The organism is Streptomyces sp. NPDC104831 (assembly GCF_055583025.1).
In genome coordinates, this window is the sequence record NZ_JBVJOT010000052.1 from 1 (window position 1) to 18,380 (window position 18,380).

The 18,380-nt window shown below is 75.4% G+C and carries 17 protein-coding genes; 9 read left to right on the forward strand and 8 right to left on the reverse strand.

Annotated features, from left to right (window positions below; all coding sequences use genetic code 11):
• Positions 1–118: 118 nt before the first annotated feature.
• Complete coding sequence (locus ACZ63H_RS29625) at positions 119–1,483, reverse strand: FAD-dependent oxidoreductase (RefSeq protein WP_469870261.1); 1,365 nt, start codon at positions 1,481–1,483, stop codon at positions 119–121.
• Between the two features lie 316 nt (positions 1,484–1,799).
• Between ACZ63H_RS29625 and ACZ63H_RS29630 the strand changes: the two genes are divergently transcribed.
• A complete protein-coding gene (locus ACZ63H_RS29630; RefSeq protein WP_469870263.1) occupies positions 1,800–2,444 on the forward strand; it encodes a GNAT family N-acetyltransferase in 645 nt (214 codons plus the stop codon).
• Positions 2,445–2,460: 16 nt separating this feature from the next.
• Here the strand turns inward: ACZ63H_RS29630 and ACZ63H_RS29635 are convergent, their stop codons facing one another.
• Complete coding sequence (locus ACZ63H_RS29635; RefSeq protein WP_469870265.1) at positions 2,461–3,165, reverse strand: lipoprotein; 705 nt, start codon at positions 3,163–3,165, stop codon at positions 2,461–2,463.
• 70 nt (positions 3,166–3,235) lie between these two features.
• Positions 3,236–3,901: a class I SAM-dependent methyltransferase gene (locus tag ACZ63H_RS29640; RefSeq protein ID WP_469870267.1), complete on the reverse strand. Its 666-nt coding sequence runs from the start codon at positions 3,899–3,901 to the stop codon at positions 3,236–3,238.
• Between the two features lie 95 nt (positions 3,902–3,996).
• Here ACZ63H_RS29640 and ACZ63H_RS29645 point away from each other — a divergent pair, with 95 nt between their 5' ends.
• Entirely contained in the window at positions 3,997–4,455 is a 459-nt protein-coding gene (locus tag ACZ63H_RS29645; protein WP_469870269.1) for a flavodoxin family protein, read from the forward strand.
• Between the two features lie 2,099 nt (positions 4,456–6,554).
• Here the strand turns inward: ACZ63H_RS29645 and ACZ63H_RS29650 are convergent.
• A complete protein-coding gene (locus tag ACZ63H_RS29650) occupies positions 6,555–6,704 on the reverse strand; it encodes a hypothetical protein (RefSeq protein WP_469870271.1) in 150 nt (49 codons plus the stop codon).
• 99 nt (positions 6,705–6,803) lie between these two features.
• On the opposite strand from ACZ63H_RS29650, the gene ACZ63H_RS29655 reads away from it, so the two are divergent.
• A complete protein-coding gene (locus ACZ63H_RS29655) occupies positions 6,804–6,929 on the forward strand; it encodes a hypothetical protein (RefSeq protein ID WP_469870273.1) in 126 nt (41 codons plus the stop codon).
• Between the two features lie 89 nt (positions 6,930–7,018).
• Complete coding sequence (locus tag ACZ63H_RS29660; RefSeq protein ID WP_469870275.1) at positions 7,019–7,768, forward strand: bestrophin-like domain; 750 nt, start codon at positions 7,019–7,021, stop codon at positions 7,766–7,768.
• Here the strand turns inward: ACZ63H_RS29660 and ACZ63H_RS29665 are convergent.
• Positions 7,750–8,745, reverse strand: coding sequence for an acyl-CoA desaturase (locus ACZ63H_RS29665; protein ID WP_469870277.1), 996 nt, complete (start codon positions 8,743–8,745; stop codon positions 7,750–7,752). The genes ACZ63H_RS29660 and ACZ63H_RS29665 overlap by 19 nt on opposite strands.
• A gap of 235 nt (positions 8,746–8,980) precedes the next feature.
• Here ACZ63H_RS29665 and ACZ63H_RS29670 point away from each other — a divergent pair, with 235 nt between their 5' ends.
• Positions 8,981–11,146, forward strand: a complete 2,166-nt coding sequence (locus ACZ63H_RS29670) for an acetoacetate decarboxylase family protein (protein WP_469870279.1) — start codon at positions 8,981–8,983, stop codon at positions 11,144–11,146.
• Between the two features lie 27 nt (positions 11,147–11,173).
• A complete protein-coding gene (locus ACZ63H_RS29675; protein ID WP_469870281.1) occupies positions 11,174–11,434 on the forward strand; it encodes a hypothetical protein in 261 nt (86 codons plus the stop codon).
• Positions 11,435–11,469: 35 nt separating this feature from the next.
• Here ACZ63H_RS29675 and ACZ63H_RS29680 read toward each other — a convergent pair whose 3' ends face one another.
• Together ACZ63H_RS29680 and ACZ63H_RS29685 are read right to left on the reverse strand one after the other, a co-directional pair.
• Entirely contained in the window at positions 11,470–13,089 is a 1,620-nt protein-coding gene (locus tag ACZ63H_RS29680) for a peroxidase family protein (protein WP_469870283.1), read from the reverse strand.
• A gap of 39 nt (positions 13,090–13,128) precedes the next feature.
• Entirely contained in the window at positions 13,129–14,421 is a 1,293-nt protein-coding gene (locus ACZ63H_RS29685) for a cytochrome P450 (protein WP_469870285.1), read from the reverse strand.
• Positions 14,422–14,540: 119 nt separating this feature from the next.
• Here ACZ63H_RS29685 and ACZ63H_RS29690 point away from each other — a divergent pair, with 119 nt between their 5' ends.
• The 3 genes from ACZ63H_RS29690 (at position 14,541) to ACZ63H_RS29700 (ending at position 17,650) form a co-directional block, all read left to right on the forward strand.
• The gene (locus ACZ63H_RS29690; RefSeq protein WP_469870287.1) at positions 14,541–15,236 is read left to right on the forward strand and encodes a lysophospholipid acyltransferase family protein; all 696 of its coding nucleotides are present in this window, start codon (positions 14,541–14,543) and stop codon (positions 15,234–15,236) included.
• A 159-nt stretch (positions 15,237–15,395) separates the two neighbouring features.
• Positions 15,396–16,646: a beta-ketoacyl-[acyl-carrier-protein] synthase family protein gene (locus tag ACZ63H_RS29695; protein ID WP_469870289.1), complete on the forward strand. Its 1,251-nt coding sequence runs from the start codon at positions 15,396–15,398 to the stop codon at positions 16,644–16,646.
• Between the two features lie 26 nt (positions 16,647–16,672).
• Entirely contained in the window at positions 16,673–17,650 is a 978-nt protein-coding gene (locus ACZ63H_RS29700; protein ID WP_469870291.1) for an acyl-CoA desaturase, read from the forward strand.
• Here ACZ63H_RS29700 and ACZ63H_RS29705 read toward each other — a convergent pair.
• Entirely contained in the window at positions 17,619–18,248 is a 630-nt protein-coding gene (locus tag ACZ63H_RS29705) for a GNAT family N-acetyltransferase (protein WP_469870293.1), read from the reverse strand. The genes ACZ63H_RS29700 and ACZ63H_RS29705 overlap by 32 nt on opposite strands.
• Positions 18,249–18,380 lie beyond the last annotated feature (132 nt).

Here is an 18,380-nt window from a genome sequence, read left to right on the forward strand (position 1 = left end):
CCCCCCCCCCCCTCCCCCCCCCCCCCCCCCCCCCCCCCCCCCCCCCCCCCCCCCCCCCCCCCCCCCCCCCCCCCCCCCCCCCCCCCCCCCCCCCCGCCCCGTCGGTGGGACCGGGACCCTACGCCCCGCTCTCCCGCAGCATGTCCTCACGCTCGACGATCTTCACCCGGTCGCGGCCCTGCGGCTCGCCCAGGGCGCGCTCGGCGGCGTCCAGCCTGTACCAGCCCTCCCAGGTGGTGAAGCGGACGTTCCGCTCGGCGAGGAAGGCGTCCACGGCCGCAGGCTCGGGCGCCGAGGGGGTGTGCAGCCGGCCGTTCGCGTAGTCGTCCAGCAGGTTGGCCACGGTCTCGTTGGCGTCGCCCTTGGTGTGACCGATGAGACCGACCGGGCCGCGCCGGATCCAGCCGGTGACGTAGGTCGACTGCAGGTGGGTGCCGCCGTCCTCGACGACCCGGCCGCCCTCGTCCGGCACGGTCCCGGAGTCGGCGTCCCAGGGCAGCTTGGGCAGCTTCTCGGAGAGGTAGCCGACGGCGCGGTAGACCGCCGTGACGTCCCAGTCCTTGAAGGCGCCGGTGCCCTTGACGTTGCCGGTGCCGTCCAGGGCGGTGCGCTCGGTGCGCAGCCCGACGACCTTGCCGTCCTCGCCGAGGATCTCCGCCGGGGACTCGAAGAAGTGCAGGAAGAGCTTGTGCGGGCGGTTTCCGGCGTCCCGGATCGCCCAGTTCTCCAGCGTCTTGGCGACCATGTCGGCCTGCTTGTTGCCGCGCCGGGTCTCGATCGAGCCCTCGTCGTAGTCGATGTCCTCGGGGTCGACGATGACCTCGATGTTCGGGGAGTGGTCCAGCTCGCGCAGCTCCATCGGGCTGAACTTCGCCTGGGCCGGGCCACGGCGGCCGAAGACGTGGATCTCCACGGCCTTGTTGGCCTTCAGACCGTCGTAGACGTTCGGCGGGATCTCGGTCGGCAGCAGCTCGTCGGCGGTCTTGGCCAGGATGCGGGCCACGTCCAGCGCGACGTTGCCGACGCCGAGCACGGCGACCTTCTCGGCCTCCAGCGGCCAGGTGCGCGGCACGTCCGGGTGGCCGTCGTACCACGACACGAAGTCGGCGGCGCCGTAGGAGCCGTCCAGGTCGATGCCGGGTATGGACAGCGCGCGGTCGGCCATCGCGCCGGTGGAGAAGATCACCGCGTCGTAGAAGGCGCGGAGGTCGTCCAGGTTGAGGTCCGCCGGGTAGTCGACGTTGCCGAACAGGCGGATCTGCGGTTTGTCGAGCACCTGGTGCAGGGCGGTGACGATGCCCTTGATGCGCGGGTGGTCGGGCGCGACACCGTACCGGATCAGGCCGAACGGGGCGGGCATCCGCTCGAAGAGGTCGATGGACACACCGGGGTCGGCGGCCACCTCGGACTTGAGCAGGGCGTCGGCGGCGTAGATCCCGGCGGGGCCGGCTCCGACGATGGCTACCCGCAGGGGGCGCGGCATGATCAGGTTCCCTTCGAACGCGAACGGCGACTTGATCAGGAAGCCTAAACTAAGGCAGCCCTAACCTGGTACGGGGGTCCGGTCTATGACCTCATAAGTCGTTCTTATGACTGACCCAGGACCGGCTTATGCCCCAGGACGGCGGCCGTGTCGTGTCCGCGCCACCGTCAGTACCCCCGCTCGCCCTGCCGGGCGTGCTCCGCCGCTCCGCGCCAGACGCCTGTGCCACCGGCCGCACGCGGCGGGACCGGACGCACGCGCGGGACCGGTCGTCCTTCCTCTTGTGGGAGCGCTCCCAAACGATCAATATGGCGCCATGCCACTCTGCGACCAGGACCAGGACCAGCCCCCCGTGATCCGACCCTTCCGCCCGGCCGACCGCGACGACGTCGCCGACGTCTGCGTCCGCACCGCGCACCTCGGCGGCGACTCCCGGGCGATCTACCCCGACCCGGACCTCATGCCGTCCCTCTTCGCCGACCCCTACTGCCACTTCGACCCGGACCTCGCCTTCGTCCTGGACGACGGCACCGGCCGGGCCGTGGGATACATCCTCGGCACCGCGGACACCGAACGCTTCGTCGAGGACTTCCGGCGGACCTGGATACCCCGGCTGGCCGGCCGCTACCCCGAGCCCGCCGGGCCGCCGCGCACGCCCACCGAGGAGATGATCCGGCTGCTGCACCACCCGGAGCGGATGCTGGTGCCCGAACTCGCCGGCTACCCCGCGCACCTGCACATCGACCTGCTGCCGCGCTGGCAGGGACGAGGGTACGGCCGCCGCCTGCTGCACACCTTCCTGGACGCCCTGCGCGGACAGGGCGTCCAGGCGGTGCACCTGGGCATGGTCACCGCCAACACCGCCGCCCGCGCGTTCTACGACCGGGTCGGCTTCCACCCGATACCGGTACCGGACGCCGGCCCCCTCACCTACCTCGGCCGCGCCACGGCCCGGAACTGAGCGGGCCGGGCGGCCCTCAGGAGAGCTTGAGCGTCCGCTTGGCGAGGTCGTACGCGGGCCGCATCTCCTCGTGCTCCTGCGTGTCCATGCCGCCGAGGTGCAGGACGACCGGGCCCTCGGGGGTGCCGACGGCGAAGGCGCTCTCCTTCTTGGTCTCCTCCATGAGCTTGTTGGTCTTCAGGTACTCCACCTCCACGGCGGGGACACCGCCGCCGGTCCTGAAGGAGTGGTACTTCGCCTTGCCGGTGTCCTTCTCGGCGGCGAGGAACGCACGCAGGACGCCGCCCGCGTCGGCGTCCTGGGGCTTGCCCTTCCACACGCGCAGGAAGCCGATGTTCCCGGCGGGCTTGGCGTCGATCTCGCAGGCCGCGAGGACCGGACCCTGGCGGAGCACGGCCGCGGCGAGTTCGCCGGCCAGGTCGCCGTCCCCGCCCTTCGAGGCCTTGGCCAGCTCCTTCTCGGCGTCGATGGACTTCGGCTTCCAGCCCTTGGCGATGTCGAAGCTGACGGGCAGTTCGCAGGCGGAACCGGCCGGGCCGAGGGTGCCGCCGCGGGGGGCCGCCGTGGCCTTCGCCTCCCCGGCCGCCGCGCCCTCGGCGCTCGCCGACGCGCCCGCGGACCTCTCCCCGTCGTCGGCCGTCCCCGCGCAGCCGCCGAGCATCACCGCGACCGCCGCCGCGACGGCTGCGCGGCCGCCCCTCGTCCCCACCCTGACCTGCACTGTCGTCTCCCGTTCGATGCGGAGCCGCAACTCTAGCCGAGGGCACCGGCGACACCGAACGGGATACGGCTCACCGGTCCTCGGGGCGTCGCGCGTGCAGGAACAACTGCGGTTCGGGCACGGCCCCGGGGAGGTCCGGGGTGAACCGGGAGCACTCCTCGGCCAGCACCGTCAGGCCGGCCCCGGTCACGAGGTCGCCGAACGCCCGCGCGCCGAAGCTGGTCAGCCGCGCCGGCTGTCCCATGAAGAGGCCGTCGGCGTCCTCCACGTCGACGGGGACGGTGGCCAGCGCGACGAGGCCGCCGGGCCGTACCGCGCGCGCCAGCTTCGCGATGACGGCCGCCTGTTCGGCGCGCGACATCTGGAGCAGCGAGAAGTACGCGCACACGGCGTCGAAGGAGGCTTCCGCGAGCGGCGTGTCACGGATGTCGGCGAGCCGGAATTCGGCCCCGGGCACCTGCCGGGCGGCCAGCTCCACCATCACCGGCGAGACGTCGAGGCCCAGCACCCGGTGCCCGGCCCCGGCCAGCACCTGCGCGGTCGGCCGTCCCGTCCCGCTGCCCACGTCCAGCACCGTGCTGCCCGGCGCCAGCCGCTCCAGCAGCCAGTCCAGCGACGCCCGGCGTGCCGGGGAACCGGCGTACGCCCGCTCGTAGTCCAGGCCCAGCGCGTCGAACATCACGGCGGCCGGCGTCCGGTTCGCGGCGTCCGGCGCCGGTTCGTTCTCCTCGGTCATCGCGTCTCCTCCCGCCGGCCGGCGGCGCGCCCCTCGCGCCGCCCGGCGCCACCCGCCGTTTGCGCCGGCGGCGGACGCACGGCAGGGTGCCGGGTGTGCCTACCCTGCTGATCGTCCATCACACCCCGTCACCGAACTGCCAGGCGCTGTTCGAAGCCGCCGTGTCGGGCGCCACGACACCGGAGATCGAGGGCGTCCGCGTCGTCCGCCGGGCGGCGCTGTCGGCCACCGCCTCCGACGTGCTGGAAGCCGACGGGTACCTGCTCGGCACGCCCGCCAACCTCGGCTACATGTCGGGGGCGCTCAAGCACTTCTTCGACCAGGTCTACTACCCCTGCCTGGACGAGACCAGGGGCCGTCCCTTCGGTTACTACGTCCATGGCGGCAACGACGTCACCGGCGCCGTCCGTGCCGTCGAGGCCGTCACCACGGGCCTCGGCTGGCGCCGGGCGGCCGGCCCGGTGACGGTCACCGGGGAGCCGGGCAAGGCGGACACCGAGGCGTGCTGGGAACTCGGCGCGACGGTCGCGGCCGGCCTGATGCCCGGCGCGTGAAGGACGGCCCGGCGTCCGTCACGCGGCCACCGGAGTGATCTTCATACAAGTACGTCGGATGATCGGCGTGGACTGAAGCCCGCCCCCTTTATCGCCCTGTTAATCCTATTTATGTGTTCATGCGAGTCCTAGGGGGGTGCGGACGGGCCGTCGGGACCCGCCTCCCCGCGGTGCTGCCGCTCATCGTGGCCGTGTCGGCCGGGGCGGTGGACCGCGCCGTCGCCGACGGCGCGGGTACCCACGGGCTCGCCCTGGAAGTCACCGTCAACACCCGGCCGGGCACGGCGGCGACCCGGCCCGGCATCCGCGTCGGACACCCGCTCGTGAAGACGTACCGCCTGATCAACCGCACCGGCGCCGACCTCTACGACGTCCGGGTGAGCGACCCCGGCCTGCCCGGCGCCGTCATCCGCTGTCCCGGCGGCGGCGATCGCCTCCCCATGCTCCGCGGCCTCGCCTCGGCGACCTGCACCGCGTGGTCCACCGCGCGCGAGGGCACCTGGATCGCGGACGTCACCGCCGTCGGCAGCGTCCCCTCCCTCGGCTACGAGTCCCGGGCGGCGGCCCGCTCCGGATACACGGGCGTCGGCGGACGGCTGTCGCTGACCGAGACCGTGACGACCGGCGGCGAGATCCCGGACGGCGCCCTGCTTCTCGGCCGGGCCACCGTCTCCTACGACGTCACCAACACCGGCAACCGCACGGTGTACGACCTGCGGCTCACCGACCCGGTCCTCCAGCCGCCCGCCATCGTGTGCGCCACGGGCGACGACACCGTCCCGAGCCTCGAACCGGGCGTCACGGCGCGGTGCGTGGCGATCGTCGAGCGGCCCCCGGGGGAGTACCTCAGCGAGGGACACGTCAAGGGAAGCGACCACCTCACCACGCTCCGGCCCGACGGCTGCCCCGAGTGGCCACCGAAGCTCAAGGCCTGGGGATCCGGCGGATTCACCCTGTACCCGCCTCCACCGCCCCCGCCGCCTCCACCCGCCGAACCGCCGACGCCGACTCCCGTCCCCGTGCCGCCCCCGCCCCCGACCCTCGTCCCCGTGCCGCCCCCACCACTCCCCGCCCCACCCCCACCACTCCCCGCCCCACCCCCACCGCTGCCCGTTCCCGTGCCGCCGCCCGCCCCTGTGCCGCCGCCCGCACCCCCGGTGCTGCCGATTCCGCCCGGAGCGGTCTTCCCGCCACCCCCGCCACTGCCACTGCCGGGCGCCCCCGCCCCCGCCCCGGGTGTCGGCGTACCCGCGCCCGGTGTCGGCGTACCCGCGCCCGGTGTGGCCGCCCCCGGCGCGGTCGCCGGCGCCGGGGCCGGCGGTGCGGGAGCGGGAGTCGGCGCAGCCGCGGGGGCGGTGGCTGGTACGGGTGCGGGTGCCGGTGCTGCCGCCGGTGCCGGCGTTGCGGCGGGCGCAGGGGGTGGAGCGGTGGCGGGCGCAGGAGTCGGGGCGGCGGCCGGTGCGGGCGCGGCAGCCGGTGCCGGTGCTGCCGCCGGTGCCGGCGTTGCGGCGGGTGCCGGTGCCGGTGCCGGTGCTGGGGGAGCGGGCGCCGGGGTCGGCGCAGCCGCTGGTGCAGCCGCTGGTGCAGGGGCGGTGGCAGGTGTCGGTGCGGGTGCGGGTGCTGCCGCCGGGGCAGCCGCCGCTGGTGCTGGTGCTGGTGCTGGTGCTGGTGCTGGTGCTGGTGCTGGTGCCGGTGCTGGTGCTGGTGCCGGTGCGGCAGCCGGTGCTGGAGTGGCCGCCGGCGCGGTGGCAGGAGCGGGTGTTGCGGCGGGTGCGGGAGCGGCGGCGGCTGCCGGTGGTGCCGGTGCGGCGGCCGGCGCGGGAGCGGCGGCGGGTGGGGCTGCGGCGGCCGGTGGGGCGGCGGCAGCGGGAGGCGCGGGCGCGGCGGCCGGTGGCGGCGGGACCGCTGCCGGTGGCGCCGGAGCGGCAGCCGGCGGGGGCACGGCGGGAGCGGCCGCCGGGACGACGGCCGGTCAAGGCGGGGCCACGGCCGGCCAAGGCGGCGCCACCGCGGGCCAGGGCCGGACCACCGGAGGCGAGGCAGCCGGCGGCCAGGCTACCGGCGGTGGCGCAACGGGAGGCCAGGGGACCGGCGGCCGGTCAACGGGCGGCCAGGCGACCGGGGGCGAAGCAGTCGGCGGCCAGGCGACCGGCGGTGAAGCAGTCGGCGGCCAGGCAACTGGGGGTGAAGCAGTCGGCGGCCAGGCGACCGGCGGTCGAACCACCGGGGGCCAGGCAACGGGAGGTCACACCACCGGTGGCTCCACCACTCCCACGTCCCCCACCGGCTCCCGGCCCCCCACCGCGACCCCCCGGACCCCCTCCGCCTCACCCCGAGCCCCGTCCATCATGTCCCGGTTCATCCGGCCCGGCGGGAGGCCGACCGGGCTCGGTCTGCTCACCATCCTGTTCCTGCTGCTCATCCCCGCCGCCCTCGCCGCCGCGCTGTTCGGCTCCCGCCGCATCGGCAGGTAGCCGCTACTTCGCCCCAGTCCCTTCCCTCGCCCCCTGCCACCGCCCTCGTTCCTGGACCGAGCACATCGAGACGACTGGAGACCGCGCCGGTGATCGAGACCTTCGCCATCGTTCTGGGGATCGCCGTGGTCGCCGCGGGCATCGTGGTGATCAAGCACCGCTTCTGGCCTCCGACCCCGGACGAGGAGCCGAGGGAGGACGTCGCCGAGTACATCGCCATGATGGTCAGCGTGCTCTACGCCCTCGTGCTCGGCCTGTCCATGGTGGCCGTGTGGGAGGCCCGGTCCGCCGCGGAGGAGCACGTGCAGGCGGAGGCGAGCGCCGCCCACCAGATCCGGCTGCTCTCCGCCGGGCTGCCGGCGCCGGCGGGCGGACGCGCCAGGGACGCCGTGGACGCGTACGCCCACCACGTCGTGTCCGAGGAGTGGCCCCTCATGGCCGCCGGGCAGCCGCCGGACCGGCGCGGCTGGGACCTGCTGGACGACCTGAGGGCGGCCGGCCAGGTCCCGGCCGGCGCCACCCCCGTCCAGCAGGCCACGCTCCAGGAGTCCCTGGCCCAGCTCAGCGCCCTGGACGATGCCCGGCGCGGCCGCGAGGCGGACGTCGGCGAGTCCCTGTCACCCGTGCTGTGGTTCGGGCTGATCGTCGGCGGCGTGCTGACCGTGGCCTTCATGTTCATGTTCGGCGTACGGCGCAGCGCCACGCATGTGGTGATGGTGATGGGCCTGACCGCGCTCATCACCTTCACCGTGCTGCTGGTCTTCGAGCTGAACCAGCCCTTCAACGGCTTGTTCGCCGTCGACTCGTCCCCGTTCTCCCGCTACTTCGCGGACAGTTGACGGTGCGGCACCCGGCGCCCGGCCGTCTCCGCGCGCAGCCGGGCGGTGATCCGCCGTTCGTCCGGCCAGCGCACGTCGTACGCCCAGCCCCACCGCTCGAACCGGGCGATCAGCCACGCCGTGGGGTCCGGCTGGCCGCGCAGCCCGCCGTGCCGGGCGCTGTTGGGGTCGGCGTGGTGGAGGTTGTGCCAGCCCTCGCCGAAGGTCAGCAGGGCCACCCAGGGCACGTCCCGGGACTGGTCCCGGGTGCTGTAGTGGCGCGGACCGAAGGCGTGCGCCACGGAGTTGACCGACCAGGTGACATGGTGCACGACGGCGTACCGCACCAGGCTCGCCCAGAAGAGCGTGACCAGCGCGGGCCGTCCGTCCTGGGTGACCGCCAGGACCAGCGCCGGCGGCAGCGCCAGCGAGACGGCGATGGTCAGCGGATAGCAGCGGTCCAGCCGGCGCACGTCCGGGTCGGCGAGCAGATCCGGGGCGTAGCGCGGGTAGTGGGAGCGGACCGGCGAGGAGGAGAACCAGCCGACCTGGGCGTGCCACAGCCCCTTCAGCAGCGCCCGCCGGCTGGTGCCGTAGGCCCACGGCGAGTGGGGATCGCCCGCCCGGTCCGCGTACCGGTGGTGGCGCCGGTGCTCGGCCACCCACATCGTCACCGGGCCCTCCATGGCGAGGCCGCCCGCGATCCCGAGGGCGATCCGCAGCGGCCGTTGCGCCTTGAACGACAGATGGGTGAAGTGCCGGTGGTAGCCGGCGGTGATGCCCATGATGGACAGCGCGTACATCCCGGCGCCGAGGACCGCGTCGTACCAGCGCGGCCCCCAGCCGCCGGTCAGGGCGACGGGCAGCGCCAGCGCCAGCACGGCCAGCGGACCCACCACGAGGGTGAGCAGATAGCCGGTGCGCAGCGGCAGGCCGACCGGGACGGTGTCGGGAAGCGGGGCGCGCGGGCCGTCCGGGCGGCCGGGGGTCACGGTCACGGCGCGCCTCCCGCGAGGCGGTGCGGTGCGGTGCAGGGGGTCATGGGCGGCGATTATGCGCCGGTCCCGGGCCCCCGGCGCCCAGGCTCGGCGCGCGGCGCCGTCCCCGCGGACATCCTCTACCTGGATGGATGAAGGTGCGGGCGCGGACCCGCTGGCCGACCATGGGAGCGGGGCCGTGCCCGTCGGTCCGGCCCCGGCACCTCCCCATGTCGTCTAGTCGAGGGAGCGTCGGATGCGAGCGGACGGCACCGCGCCCGGACGGCCCGTACCGGACGGCCGGGAGGCAAGGGACCTGCTGCGGGGGTGCGCGCGGGACGTGGTGGACGTGGCCGAGGGCATCCGCGCGGTGTCCGAGCGCACCAGCACCGCGCTGTTCGGCCCCGCCCCGGCCGCCTCCGGCCGCCATCTGCGCCCCGGCCTGGCCGCCCGGTGGGCGCTGCTGCGCGCCCTGACCAGCAAACAGGGGCTCGGCGGCTCGGCGATCACCGCGCCGAAGGGCGTCGGGCACGTCCTCGGCGCCGCCGGCGAGGTGCTCGGCCGGGAGAGCCTGGCCGCGCTGGTCGCGGTCACCTCGCTGCGGCTGCGGATCGCCGCCGTCCTGGTCGACCACCCCGAGTTCGTGCGCGATCCCGGGATGCGCCGGCTGACCGAGGCCGTCACCGCCGACAAGGACCTGGCGGCCGTACGGGCCCTGCGCGCCCTGTTCCGCGACCAGGGGGCGCAGCGCGCGCTGTCCGGGCTGGCCCCGCTGATGGCCGAACTCCTCGCGATCCGCGCCCTGCTGGACGAGGACCCGAAGAACGACGAGACCGGCTGGGCGCTGGCCACCGGCCGCGAGCTGTCCGCCGACCCGCTGCACGGCGTCAGCGCCGCCCACCTCGCGGGCATGGACCGGGGCGAGGGCGCCGCCGAGCCCGTCGACCTCACCGACCAGGAGCGGCAGGTCATCGCCGGCAAGGGCTCCTTCCTCGGTTTCCTGCGCAACATCGAGGTGCTCTCCACCGACGGGCGGATCCTGCTGCAGAACGTGCGCGGCCCCGACGGCGTCGTCCGCTACGTCCTCCAGGCGCCCGGAATGGCCCCCGGCCGCCCCCGCACCGACTCCCCGCAGGACTTCGTCGGCGCCTGGCGCAACCTGTTCATGCCCGACTCGCCGTACACCCGCGCCATCCTGCTCGCCCTGCGGGACTACGGCATCCCGCGCGGCGCCGACCTGGCGCTGATCGGGCACAGCGAGGGCGGGATCGCCGTGATGAACCTCGCCCAGAGCGAGGAGTTCTGCCGCACCTACCGTGTCACCCACGTCGTCGCGGTCGGCTCCCCGGTCGACAACAAGAAGCCCGCCGACCCGCGCACCTGGGTCGCCAGCATCACCAACCAGCACGACATCGTGCCCGTCCTCGACGGGCGCGGCGCGGGCTCCGCGTTCGACCCGCATCCGAACTGGTACGAGGTCGACTACACCGGGCCCGGCCACGAGTTCCCGCTCTGCCACATGCTCCACGAGTACATCGAGCACCTGCGGACCGTCGTCCCCGAGGCCCGCGAGCGCGTCGACGAGGCCCTCACCCCCTACCGCGGCCCCGTCGTGCGCACCCAGGCCTACCAGCTCAAGGACCGCGCCAACCCGCCCGAGGGCTACCCCTTCCTCACCCTGCCCACCACCTCGGTGGCCACCACGGCCGGCCCGGTCGACGTGCCCGTGCGCTACTACGACTCCTCCGCCGCCCACCTGTGCTTCCCCGTCGACGCCGACACCGCCCGCGCGCTGCTGCCCGACGTCACCTGGATGACCCCGAGCCGGCTCGGCCGGCACGCGCTGGCGGTGCTGTCGCTGTACGAGCACCGCTGCACCACCATCGGCCCGTACACCGAGATCGCGCTCTCCGTGCTGGTGGACGACCTGTGGCGGCCCCGCCCCTACGACGTCGTCCTCGACCTGCTGCGCCGGGTCGACCTCAGACGCACCGGCCGCTACGTCCTCTCCCTCGCCGTCACCAGCGAGGAGGCCCGGACCGTCGCCCGGGAGATCTGGGGCCAGCCCGCGGTCCGGGCGCAGGCCGAGGCCCGACTGACGGGCCGGGACCTCGCCGTCCGCGCTCCCGGGCTGGGCCTCGCCGTCGAGGGCCGCCTCGGGCGCGGCACGCGCTGCCCCGAGGCCGACTGGATCCTCTACGGCCGCCGGGGCGAGAGCACCGTGCGCACCCTGGTCCGGGCCCACGGCGGGCTGCGGCTGCACAGCGGCGGCGGCATCCGGCTGCGGCTGGACGCCGGCGCGGCCGAACCCCTCGCCGGACCCCTGCGCCGGCTCGGCATCGCCACGGCCCGCCCCCGGCTGGTCCTCACCTGCCCCCAGTTCATGCTCCACCGCAGCGCCGGCGCCGTCCTGCCGCGCTGACGCCGCCCACCCCCACGGGAGTCCGCCATGGTGACCGAGTCGCCCGGAGCCACGTCGTACGACGCCACACTCCTCGAGCGCGCCGAGGTGTTGCGGTCGGACGCCGAGCTGATGGAGGAGTACGCCCGGCGGCTGCGCGCCACCGCGGACACGCTCGCCGGCTGTCCGGCGGCCCCGGAGTGGAGCCGCCCCACCCTGGAACGGCAGGCCGACGCCTGTACCACGGCCGCGGGGCACCTGCGCACCGCCGCCGAGGCGTTGCGCACCCACGCGCGAGCCGGGGACTGAGCGCCCCCGGCCTGCGGCTCCTCGGCCTGCGGCTCCTAGTCGAGCGCGGCCCGGGCCGTCGCCGCGCTCCGGCCGAGCGAGACGACGTAACGCCCCTTGTCCTCGGGCAAATTGCGGTGGACCAGGTCGGAGAAGTTGTGGGTGTGCCGGATGATCTCCCAGCCCTCGGGGGAGAAGGTGGCGGGCCCGAACAGACGGGGCGCCAGCAGGGGGTTGTTCAGCGCCTCGGAGAACGCGTCGACGGAGATGATCCGTTCGAGCAGCCGCCCGAAGATCGCCCCGGGCTCCGGCTCCTCCGCGAACAGCCCGACGTGCAGGTCGATCGCGTCCACGTCGCCGTACACCTCCAGCAGCGCCTGCTGGACGCGCGGGTCGCCGGAGATCTGCCGCGGGTCGGTGACCCGGGGGAAGCCGTAGTAGGCCCGGTAGTCGTTGTACGGGGCCAGCCGCAGCTCCCGGCCGACGGCGACGCTGCGCTCCTCGATGGGCAGCAGCAGCGGATCGGTGTTGAACAGCCCGGACAGGCCGGCCGGTTGCCGGGAGAGGTCCTGGAACAGCGGACCGAGACCCCGGTCCAGGAGCAGCTGCCCGTTGGCGATGGTGTGCGCGAGCGGCACCGGCCGGCCGGCGATGGCGTACGTGGACGGGATCAGGCTGTGCCAGCGGTAGACGAGGCTGAACTCGATCGTCGCCCGGTTCTCCCGGTGCCACGCCCCCCGGTCGGTGCGCACCGGATCGAGGACGAAACCGAAGTGGTACGGCGTGATGTGGTTGATGTACTCCTCCAGCATCACCCGGATCATCAGCACGATCAGCGTGTTGCGGGTGGTCTGGAAGACCCGCTCGTCGTCCCAGTCCGGGTGCGCGGCGGCGAGGACGCCGGCGACCCGGTTGTGCTCGCGCAGGAACAGGACGTTCAGCGCCATCGGCCCGATGTGGGCGTGCGCGCGCTCCCCGCCCCACGCGAACAGCGTGTCCACGAACTCCTCGGGCACCTCGTCGAACCGCACCGGCCGGATCGCCCGGAACTCCTCCCTGATCCGCCCGCCCTCGCACAGCGCGGGCGGGAACTCGCCGCCGTCGACGACCCGGCTCTTCAGCCGGCCGCCCCGGAAGGCGCGCAGACAGGCGGTGACCTCCGGCCGGTCGCCGTAGAGCTGGCACATGTCCAGGGTGTGCGGCGAGTCGGTGCGGCGCGGGTCGCCGGTGGCCGCGTGGCCGCGCAGGAACCCGTCGGTGAACCACTGCGCGAACGCCGGGAGCAGCGCGGTGGACCGGGAGCACGAGCGGCCCCCGCCCTCGCGGCGGAACAGCTCGGCCACCCGCTCCGGGGCGGGTAGGTCCCTGGGCACGGTGGTCACCGGCGGCAGCTGCCGGCCCACCCAGGTCCGGTCGGTCAGCGAGTCCCAGGAGGTGTACGGGGCCTTCGTGCTCAGCGGGTTGGGGCGCACCGGCGCCTTCAGCACGGCCAGGTCGGTCAGCGTGGAGTTGAGCCTGCGGTGCAGCCACCGGCTGCGCTGGACCGTCTGCCAGGCCGGGCCGTAGTGGGTCAGCAGATGGGTCTCGAAGCGGTTGCGCAGCCCGTCCCTGGACCGGTCCCTGGCCCCGGTCCAGGGCGGCGTTCCCGGCTCGGGCGGGCGGGAGGTGACGGTCATCGGTCCTCCGGTCGGTTCTGGATCGGTCGGATCCCGGGGTCAGGGCGCGGCCACGGCGCTGCGGCCGGAGCGCACGGTGTAGTGCTGCGGGAACGGGGTGCCCGCGTAGTCCAGGGCCCGTTCGGCGCCCGGCAGCGGACGCACGCCGGGGCGCAGCAGCACCCGCCGCACCAGCTCCGGCACGATGACCCGGGCCGCGTACCGGCCGACGCAGTCGTGGGCGCCGTAGCCGAGGACGAGGTTGTGCCCGGGCGGGCGGCCGGGCCGGAACTCGTCCGGCGCGTCGAGCACGTCCTCGTCGAACATCGCCGACGCGAAGCAGGCCAGCACCACGCTTCCGGCCGGGACGGGCGTCTGCCGCCCGGTGCCCGCGGCCAGCAGGTGGTCGCGCACGCACAGCCGGGGCGTGACCGGCACGAACGGATGGAAGCGCAGCGCCTCCCACACGTAGGCGTCGAAGCGGGACGGGTCGCTCTCGCCCGCCGCCCGCTCCGCCCGCGCCAGCACCTCGGGACGCACGGCGAGTTCCTTGAGCGCGGTGGCCGTGCACTGGGTGGCATTCTGCTGATAGCCCGTCAGGTAGCCGACGAGGTTGGCGTTGACCCGCTCGTCGTCGAAGCCGTACCCGGCGGGCAGCCGGGTGTCCAGCATCCGGCCCAGCACGTCGTCCGGCCCGTCGCCGGGCGGCGCGGCCCGGCGGCGGGCGATCACCTCGGCGACCCGGTCGTGCAGTTCCTGGCCGGCGGCCACGCCCGCCGCGTGGATCCCCGGATCGCGGTCGGGGTTGACGGCGAACGCCCACTGCATCCGGCGCGTGCAGGAGTGCAGCGTCTCCTCCTCGACACCGGTGAAGCCGAGATAGGCGACGGCGACCCGGGCGGCGGCCAGCCGGGCGTAGTCCTGGACGAGGTCGAAGGTGTCCGTGCCCCGGCCGGTCGCCTCGTCCAGCACCTCGTCGGCGATCCGCGCGGTGAGTTCCCGGACCCGCGGCGCGTCCTCGGCGGCGAGCATCAGCTGCCCGTACCCGCGCTCCCGCCAGTGCACGTCCGCTCCGTCCCGGGCGAGGACGAACGGCCCGCCGAGCACCTCCTCCAGCACCGGGCCGAACACCCCCACGGTGAACGTCTCCGGTGCCGACAGCACCTCCAGCACATCGGGGTGCCGGGTGACGAACACGCCCACGGGCGTGCGGAAGACCGGCCGGTGCGCGCGCAGCTCGGCGAACAGGTCCGCCCTGCCGGTCGCCAGGGCCCGCCGCAGCAGGGCCACCCGCCGCGGGACGTCGTCCCGCGGGATCGCGTCGTAGGCGGCGAGGAAGTCCATGCCGGTCATTCAGCCACCGGCCCGGGGCCACCGCACGCCGGACGGGCATTCGAGGGCAGGGGGTGTGCGGGCGGGCGGCGCACGGGTGACGATGGTCGCCCCGGGAACGCGGCGGAGAGGAGGGCCCGGTGCTGACGGCATGGGCCGGGGCCCTGGTGCCCGTTTTCAGCGACACGAGCGTGACCGGAACCGGCCACCTCCCGAAACCGTGCGGCACCGGACGCGTCCTCGCCGCCAACCACACCTCGTTCTTCGACCCGGTCCTGCTCGTCGGCACCCTGCACCGGCTCGGCCTGCGTCCCGCCGTACTGGCCACGGCCGGACTGTGGCGGGTGCCGCTGCTGGGCCGTGCCCTCACCCGGGAGGGCCACGTGCCCGTGCACCGGGGCAGCCGCCGCGCCCCGGACGCCCTCCGGCACGCCGCCGACGCCCTGGCCGCCGGACGGGACGTGCTCGTCTACCCCGAGGGCGGCCTGCCCCGCTACCGCGCCTCCCACGACCGCCCGCCCGGCCGGCTGAAGTCCGGGGTGGTCCGGCTCGCCCTGTCCACCGGCGCGCCGGTGATCCCGGTCGGACACGCGGGCGCCCGCCGCGTCTCCTCCGGCAGCCGCGCCAAGCAACTCGCCGGCTGGGCCACCGCGCCCCTGCGCCGCCCCCACGTCCACGTCCACATCGGCCCCGCCGTCCGCCTCGACACCTGCGACCACCCCCTGGACACCCTGGAGACCGCCCTCGCCGAGGCCTGGTCGCACGCGGTCCGGGCCCTGGCAGAGGAGACGGAGGAGACGGACGGGGGCGCGCGGGCGGCCGGCCCCGGCGGGTGACGGGCCCGGCGCGGACAGGGTGCGCGCGGCCGACCGCCCCGGGCCGGTGGGGGAGCGGTGCGGGGCGTTCGCGCATCCGGGTGGTAGCGGGTGCCATCCGGCGCCGGTCGAGCCGTCGCGGCGCGGAACCGGCCCGCCCGGTCCGCATAATCACGGCTCATGCACCAGGTGAAAGCAGGCCCGCCCCGGGCCCCCGTCGCCGTCACCGGACTCGGTCTGATCACCCCGGCGGGCATCGGCCGGGACGCGGCCTGGGCGGGGCTGTGCGCCGGGCAGTCCACCGCCGCCCCGGACCCCGCCCTGGCCGGACTGCCCGTGGCCTTCTCCTGCCAGGTCCCCGGCCTTGACCCGCCCGGCCTGCTCGGACACCGGCTGGCCCGCCGGCTCGACCGGTTCACCACCTTCGCACTGCTCGCCGCCCGGGAGGCCGTCGCCGACGCGGGCCTCGCCCCGGCCGACTGGGACGGCGCCCGCGTCGGCGTGGTGATGGGCGTCGGCACCGGGTCGATGCAGGGCTGGCAGGCCGAGTTCGACCGGCTCGCCGACGCCGTCCCCGAGCGCGTCTCCCCGCTCGCGCTGCCCCGCAGCGTGCCCAACATGGCCGCCGCCGAGATCGCCCTGGACCTCGGCGCCCTCGGTCCCAACATGGTGGTCAGCACCGCCTGCGCCTCCGGCACCAGCGCGCTCGGCCTGGGCCGGGACTGGCTGCTGTCCGGCCGCTGCGACCTGGTCCTGGCCGGCGGCAGCGAGTCGGCCCGGCTGCGGATGACCGCCGCCTGCTTCGCGCAGATGCGCGCCCTGTCCCGCCGCGCGGACAGCCCCGACGCCGCCTCCCGCCCCTTCGACCGGGACCGCGACGGCTTCGTCCTCGGCGAGGGCGCCGCCGTCCTCGTCCTGGAGCGCACCGAGGACGCCCGGGCCCGGGGCGCACGGCCCGAGGCGCTGCTCGCCGGGTTCGGCGCCTCCTGCGACGCCCACCACTTCACCGCCCCGCGCCCCGACGGCGACGGCGCCGCCCGCGCCCTGGACGCCGCCCTCGCCGACGCCGGCCTGGCCCCCGAGGACATCGACCACGTCAACGCGCACGGCACCGCCACCCCCCGGGGAGACGCCGCCGAACACCACGCGCTGCACCGCGTCTTCCGCCGCCGCCCCCCGCCGGTCACCGCGGTCAAGGGCACCATCGGGCACGCCATCGGCGGCGCCGGGGCCATCGAGGCGGCCTGCACCGTGCTCACCCTGCGCCACCAGCTGATCCCGCCCACCGCCAACCTGGACACCCTCGATCCGGCGATGGACCTGGACATCGTCACCAAGGTGCCCCGCCCGCACCGGACCCGGGCCGCCGTCAGCAACTCCTTCGGCTTCGGCGGCCAGAACGCCGTCCTCGCCTTCACCGACGCCCACTAGTGCGCCCGGGCCGAGAAAGGACCGTGATGTCCGCGGAGATCTCCGACACCGCCCCGCCGGCGGCCGGCCGCCGGCCCCGGCCCACCGGCGGGCAGCTGATGATCGGCGTCTTCGTCGCCGTGCCGTTCCTCGCGCTGCTCGCCGCCGTGCCGCTGGCCTGGCGGCACGGGCTCAGCCCCGTCGACCTCGCGCTCGCCGTCGCCTTCTACCTGGTCAGCGGGCTCGGCATCACCGTCGGCTTCCACCGGCACTTCACCCACGGCTCGTTCAAGGCCCGCCGGCCGCTGCGGATCGCGCTGGCGCTGGCCGGCAGCCTCGCCGTGCAGGGCCCGCTGGTCACCTGGGTGGCCGACCACCGCAAACACCACCGGTACTCCGACCGCGACGGCGACCCGCACTCGCCCTGGCGGTACGGCCGCTCACCCCGCGCCCTCGCCAAGGGCATGCTCTACGCCCACCTGGGCTGGCTGTTCGAGACCGAGCACGCCCCGCCCCGCGCCTACGCCCCCGACCTCGTCCGCGACCGCGCCCTCATGCTGATCTCCCGCCGCTTCGGCCTGCTGGTGCTCGCCTCCCTCGCCCTGCCCGCCCTGCTCGGCGGGGCGCTGACCCGGTCCTGGCAGGGCGCCCTCACCGCGCTGTTCTGGGCCGGGGCGGTCCGGATCTGCCTGGTCCACCACGTCACCTGGTCCATCAACTCCATCTGCCACGCGACCGGCTCCCGCCCCTTCCGCAGCCGGGACCGCTCGGGCAACGTGTGGTGGCTGGCCCCGCTGTCCTTCGGCGAGTCCTGGCACAACCTGCACCACGCCGACCCCACCAGCGCCCGGCACGGCGTGCTCACCGGCCAGCTCGACGCCGGTGCCCGGCTGATCCGCTGGTTCGAGTGCCTCGGCTGGGCCTACGACGTGCGCTGGCCGGACCGCCGCCGCACCGCCCGGCGCCGGACGGCCGACGGCGGCCCGGCCGGGGTCAGCGGACCCGTTCGGCCGCCGCGCGGGTGAGGTGGCGGCGCGGCCCGGCGCCGCCCCCGGCCCGGCCCGGCCCGGACCCGGGGGCGTCGGCGAGCTGCCGGACGAACAGGCTGACGCTGGCCTCCTCCACGAAGTCGTTGCGGCGCATCAGCTCGGCGGACGCGGTGTTGCGCCGCTCCACGTCCGTGACCACGCACACCGCGCCGGCCTCGGCCAGCCGCGCGCAGCACTCCCGCACCAGCCGGGAGGCCGCCCCGCGCCCCTGATAGCCGGGGTCGACGGCGATCCACTCCAGGTAGCCCCAGTCGGCGCGCTGCTCGAAGGACAGCGAACCGAGCACGAACCCGGCGACCCGGTCCCCGTCGAGCAGCACGAAGCAGGCCGGGTCCGGCGCGTCCAGATGCCCGGCGACGGCCGACAGCGACCAGCCGGTGTAGGGCATCGCACCGGTGTCGTAGACCCGGTGGCCGAGGTCGAGTACGGCGGCCAGGTGCTCGAAGCCGAGCGGGCGCAGCGTCAGCTCGCCGGCGGGGGAGCCGGGCGGGGGCGCCGACGCGGGCCCTTCCCGCGGGGCGGGCGGATCCTGCGGGGCCGGTGCGGCGGCGGGGTCGGTGGGCGTGTCGGCCATGAGCACTCCCTTCGGTGCGGCATTTCGCAGCATATGTCCGCTCTGGCGGTCGGGCACGACCGGTGCCGCCCGCCCTCGCTGCCCGGCCGGTCCGAGTGCCGTGGGGAAGGCGGCCCCGGGAACGGGGCGGCG

Coding starts and splice junctions, on each gene's coding strand:
- ACZ63H_RS29625 (WP_469870261.1), bottom strand. CDS start 1,483: ATGCCGCGCCCCCTGCGGGTAGCCATCGTCGGAGCCGGCCCCGCCGGG.
- ACZ63H_RS29630 (WP_469870263.1), top strand. CDS start 1,800: ATGCCACTCTGCGACCAGGACCAGGACCAGCCCCCCGTGATCCGACCC.
- ACZ63H_RS29640 (WP_469870267.1), bottom strand. CDS start 3,901: ATGACCGAGGAGAACGAACCGGCGCCGGACGCCGCGAACCGGACGCCG.
- ACZ63H_RS29655 (WP_469870273.1), top strand. CDS start 6,804: ATGTCCCGGTTCATCCGGCCCGGCGGGAGGCCGACCGGGCTCGGTCTG.
- ACZ63H_RS29670 (WP_469870279.1), top strand. CDS start 8,981: ATGCGAGCGGACGGCACCGCGCCCGGACGGCCCGTACCGGACGGCCGG.
- ACZ63H_RS29675 (WP_469870281.1), top strand. CDS start 11,174: ATGGTGACCGAGTCGCCCGGAGCCACGTCGTACGACGCCACACTCCTC.
- ACZ63H_RS29680 (WP_469870283.1), bottom strand. CDS start 13,089: ATGACCGTCACCTCCCGCCCGCCCGAGCCGGGAACGCCGCCCTGGACC.
- ACZ63H_RS29685 (WP_469870285.1), bottom strand. CDS start 14,421: ATGACCGGCATGGACTTCCTCGCCGCCTACGACGCGATCCCGCGGGAC.
- ACZ63H_RS29695 (WP_469870289.1), top strand. CDS start 15,396: ATGCACCAGGTGAAAGCAGGCCCGCCCCGGGCCCCCGTCGCCGTCACC.
- ACZ63H_RS29700 (WP_469870291.1), top strand. CDS start 16,673: ATGTCCGCGGAGATCTCCGACACCGCCCCGCCGGCGGCCGGCCGCCGG.
- ACZ63H_RS29705 (WP_469870293.1), bottom strand. CDS start 18,248: ATGGCCGACACGCCCACCGACCCCGCCGCCGCACCGGCCCCGCAGGAT.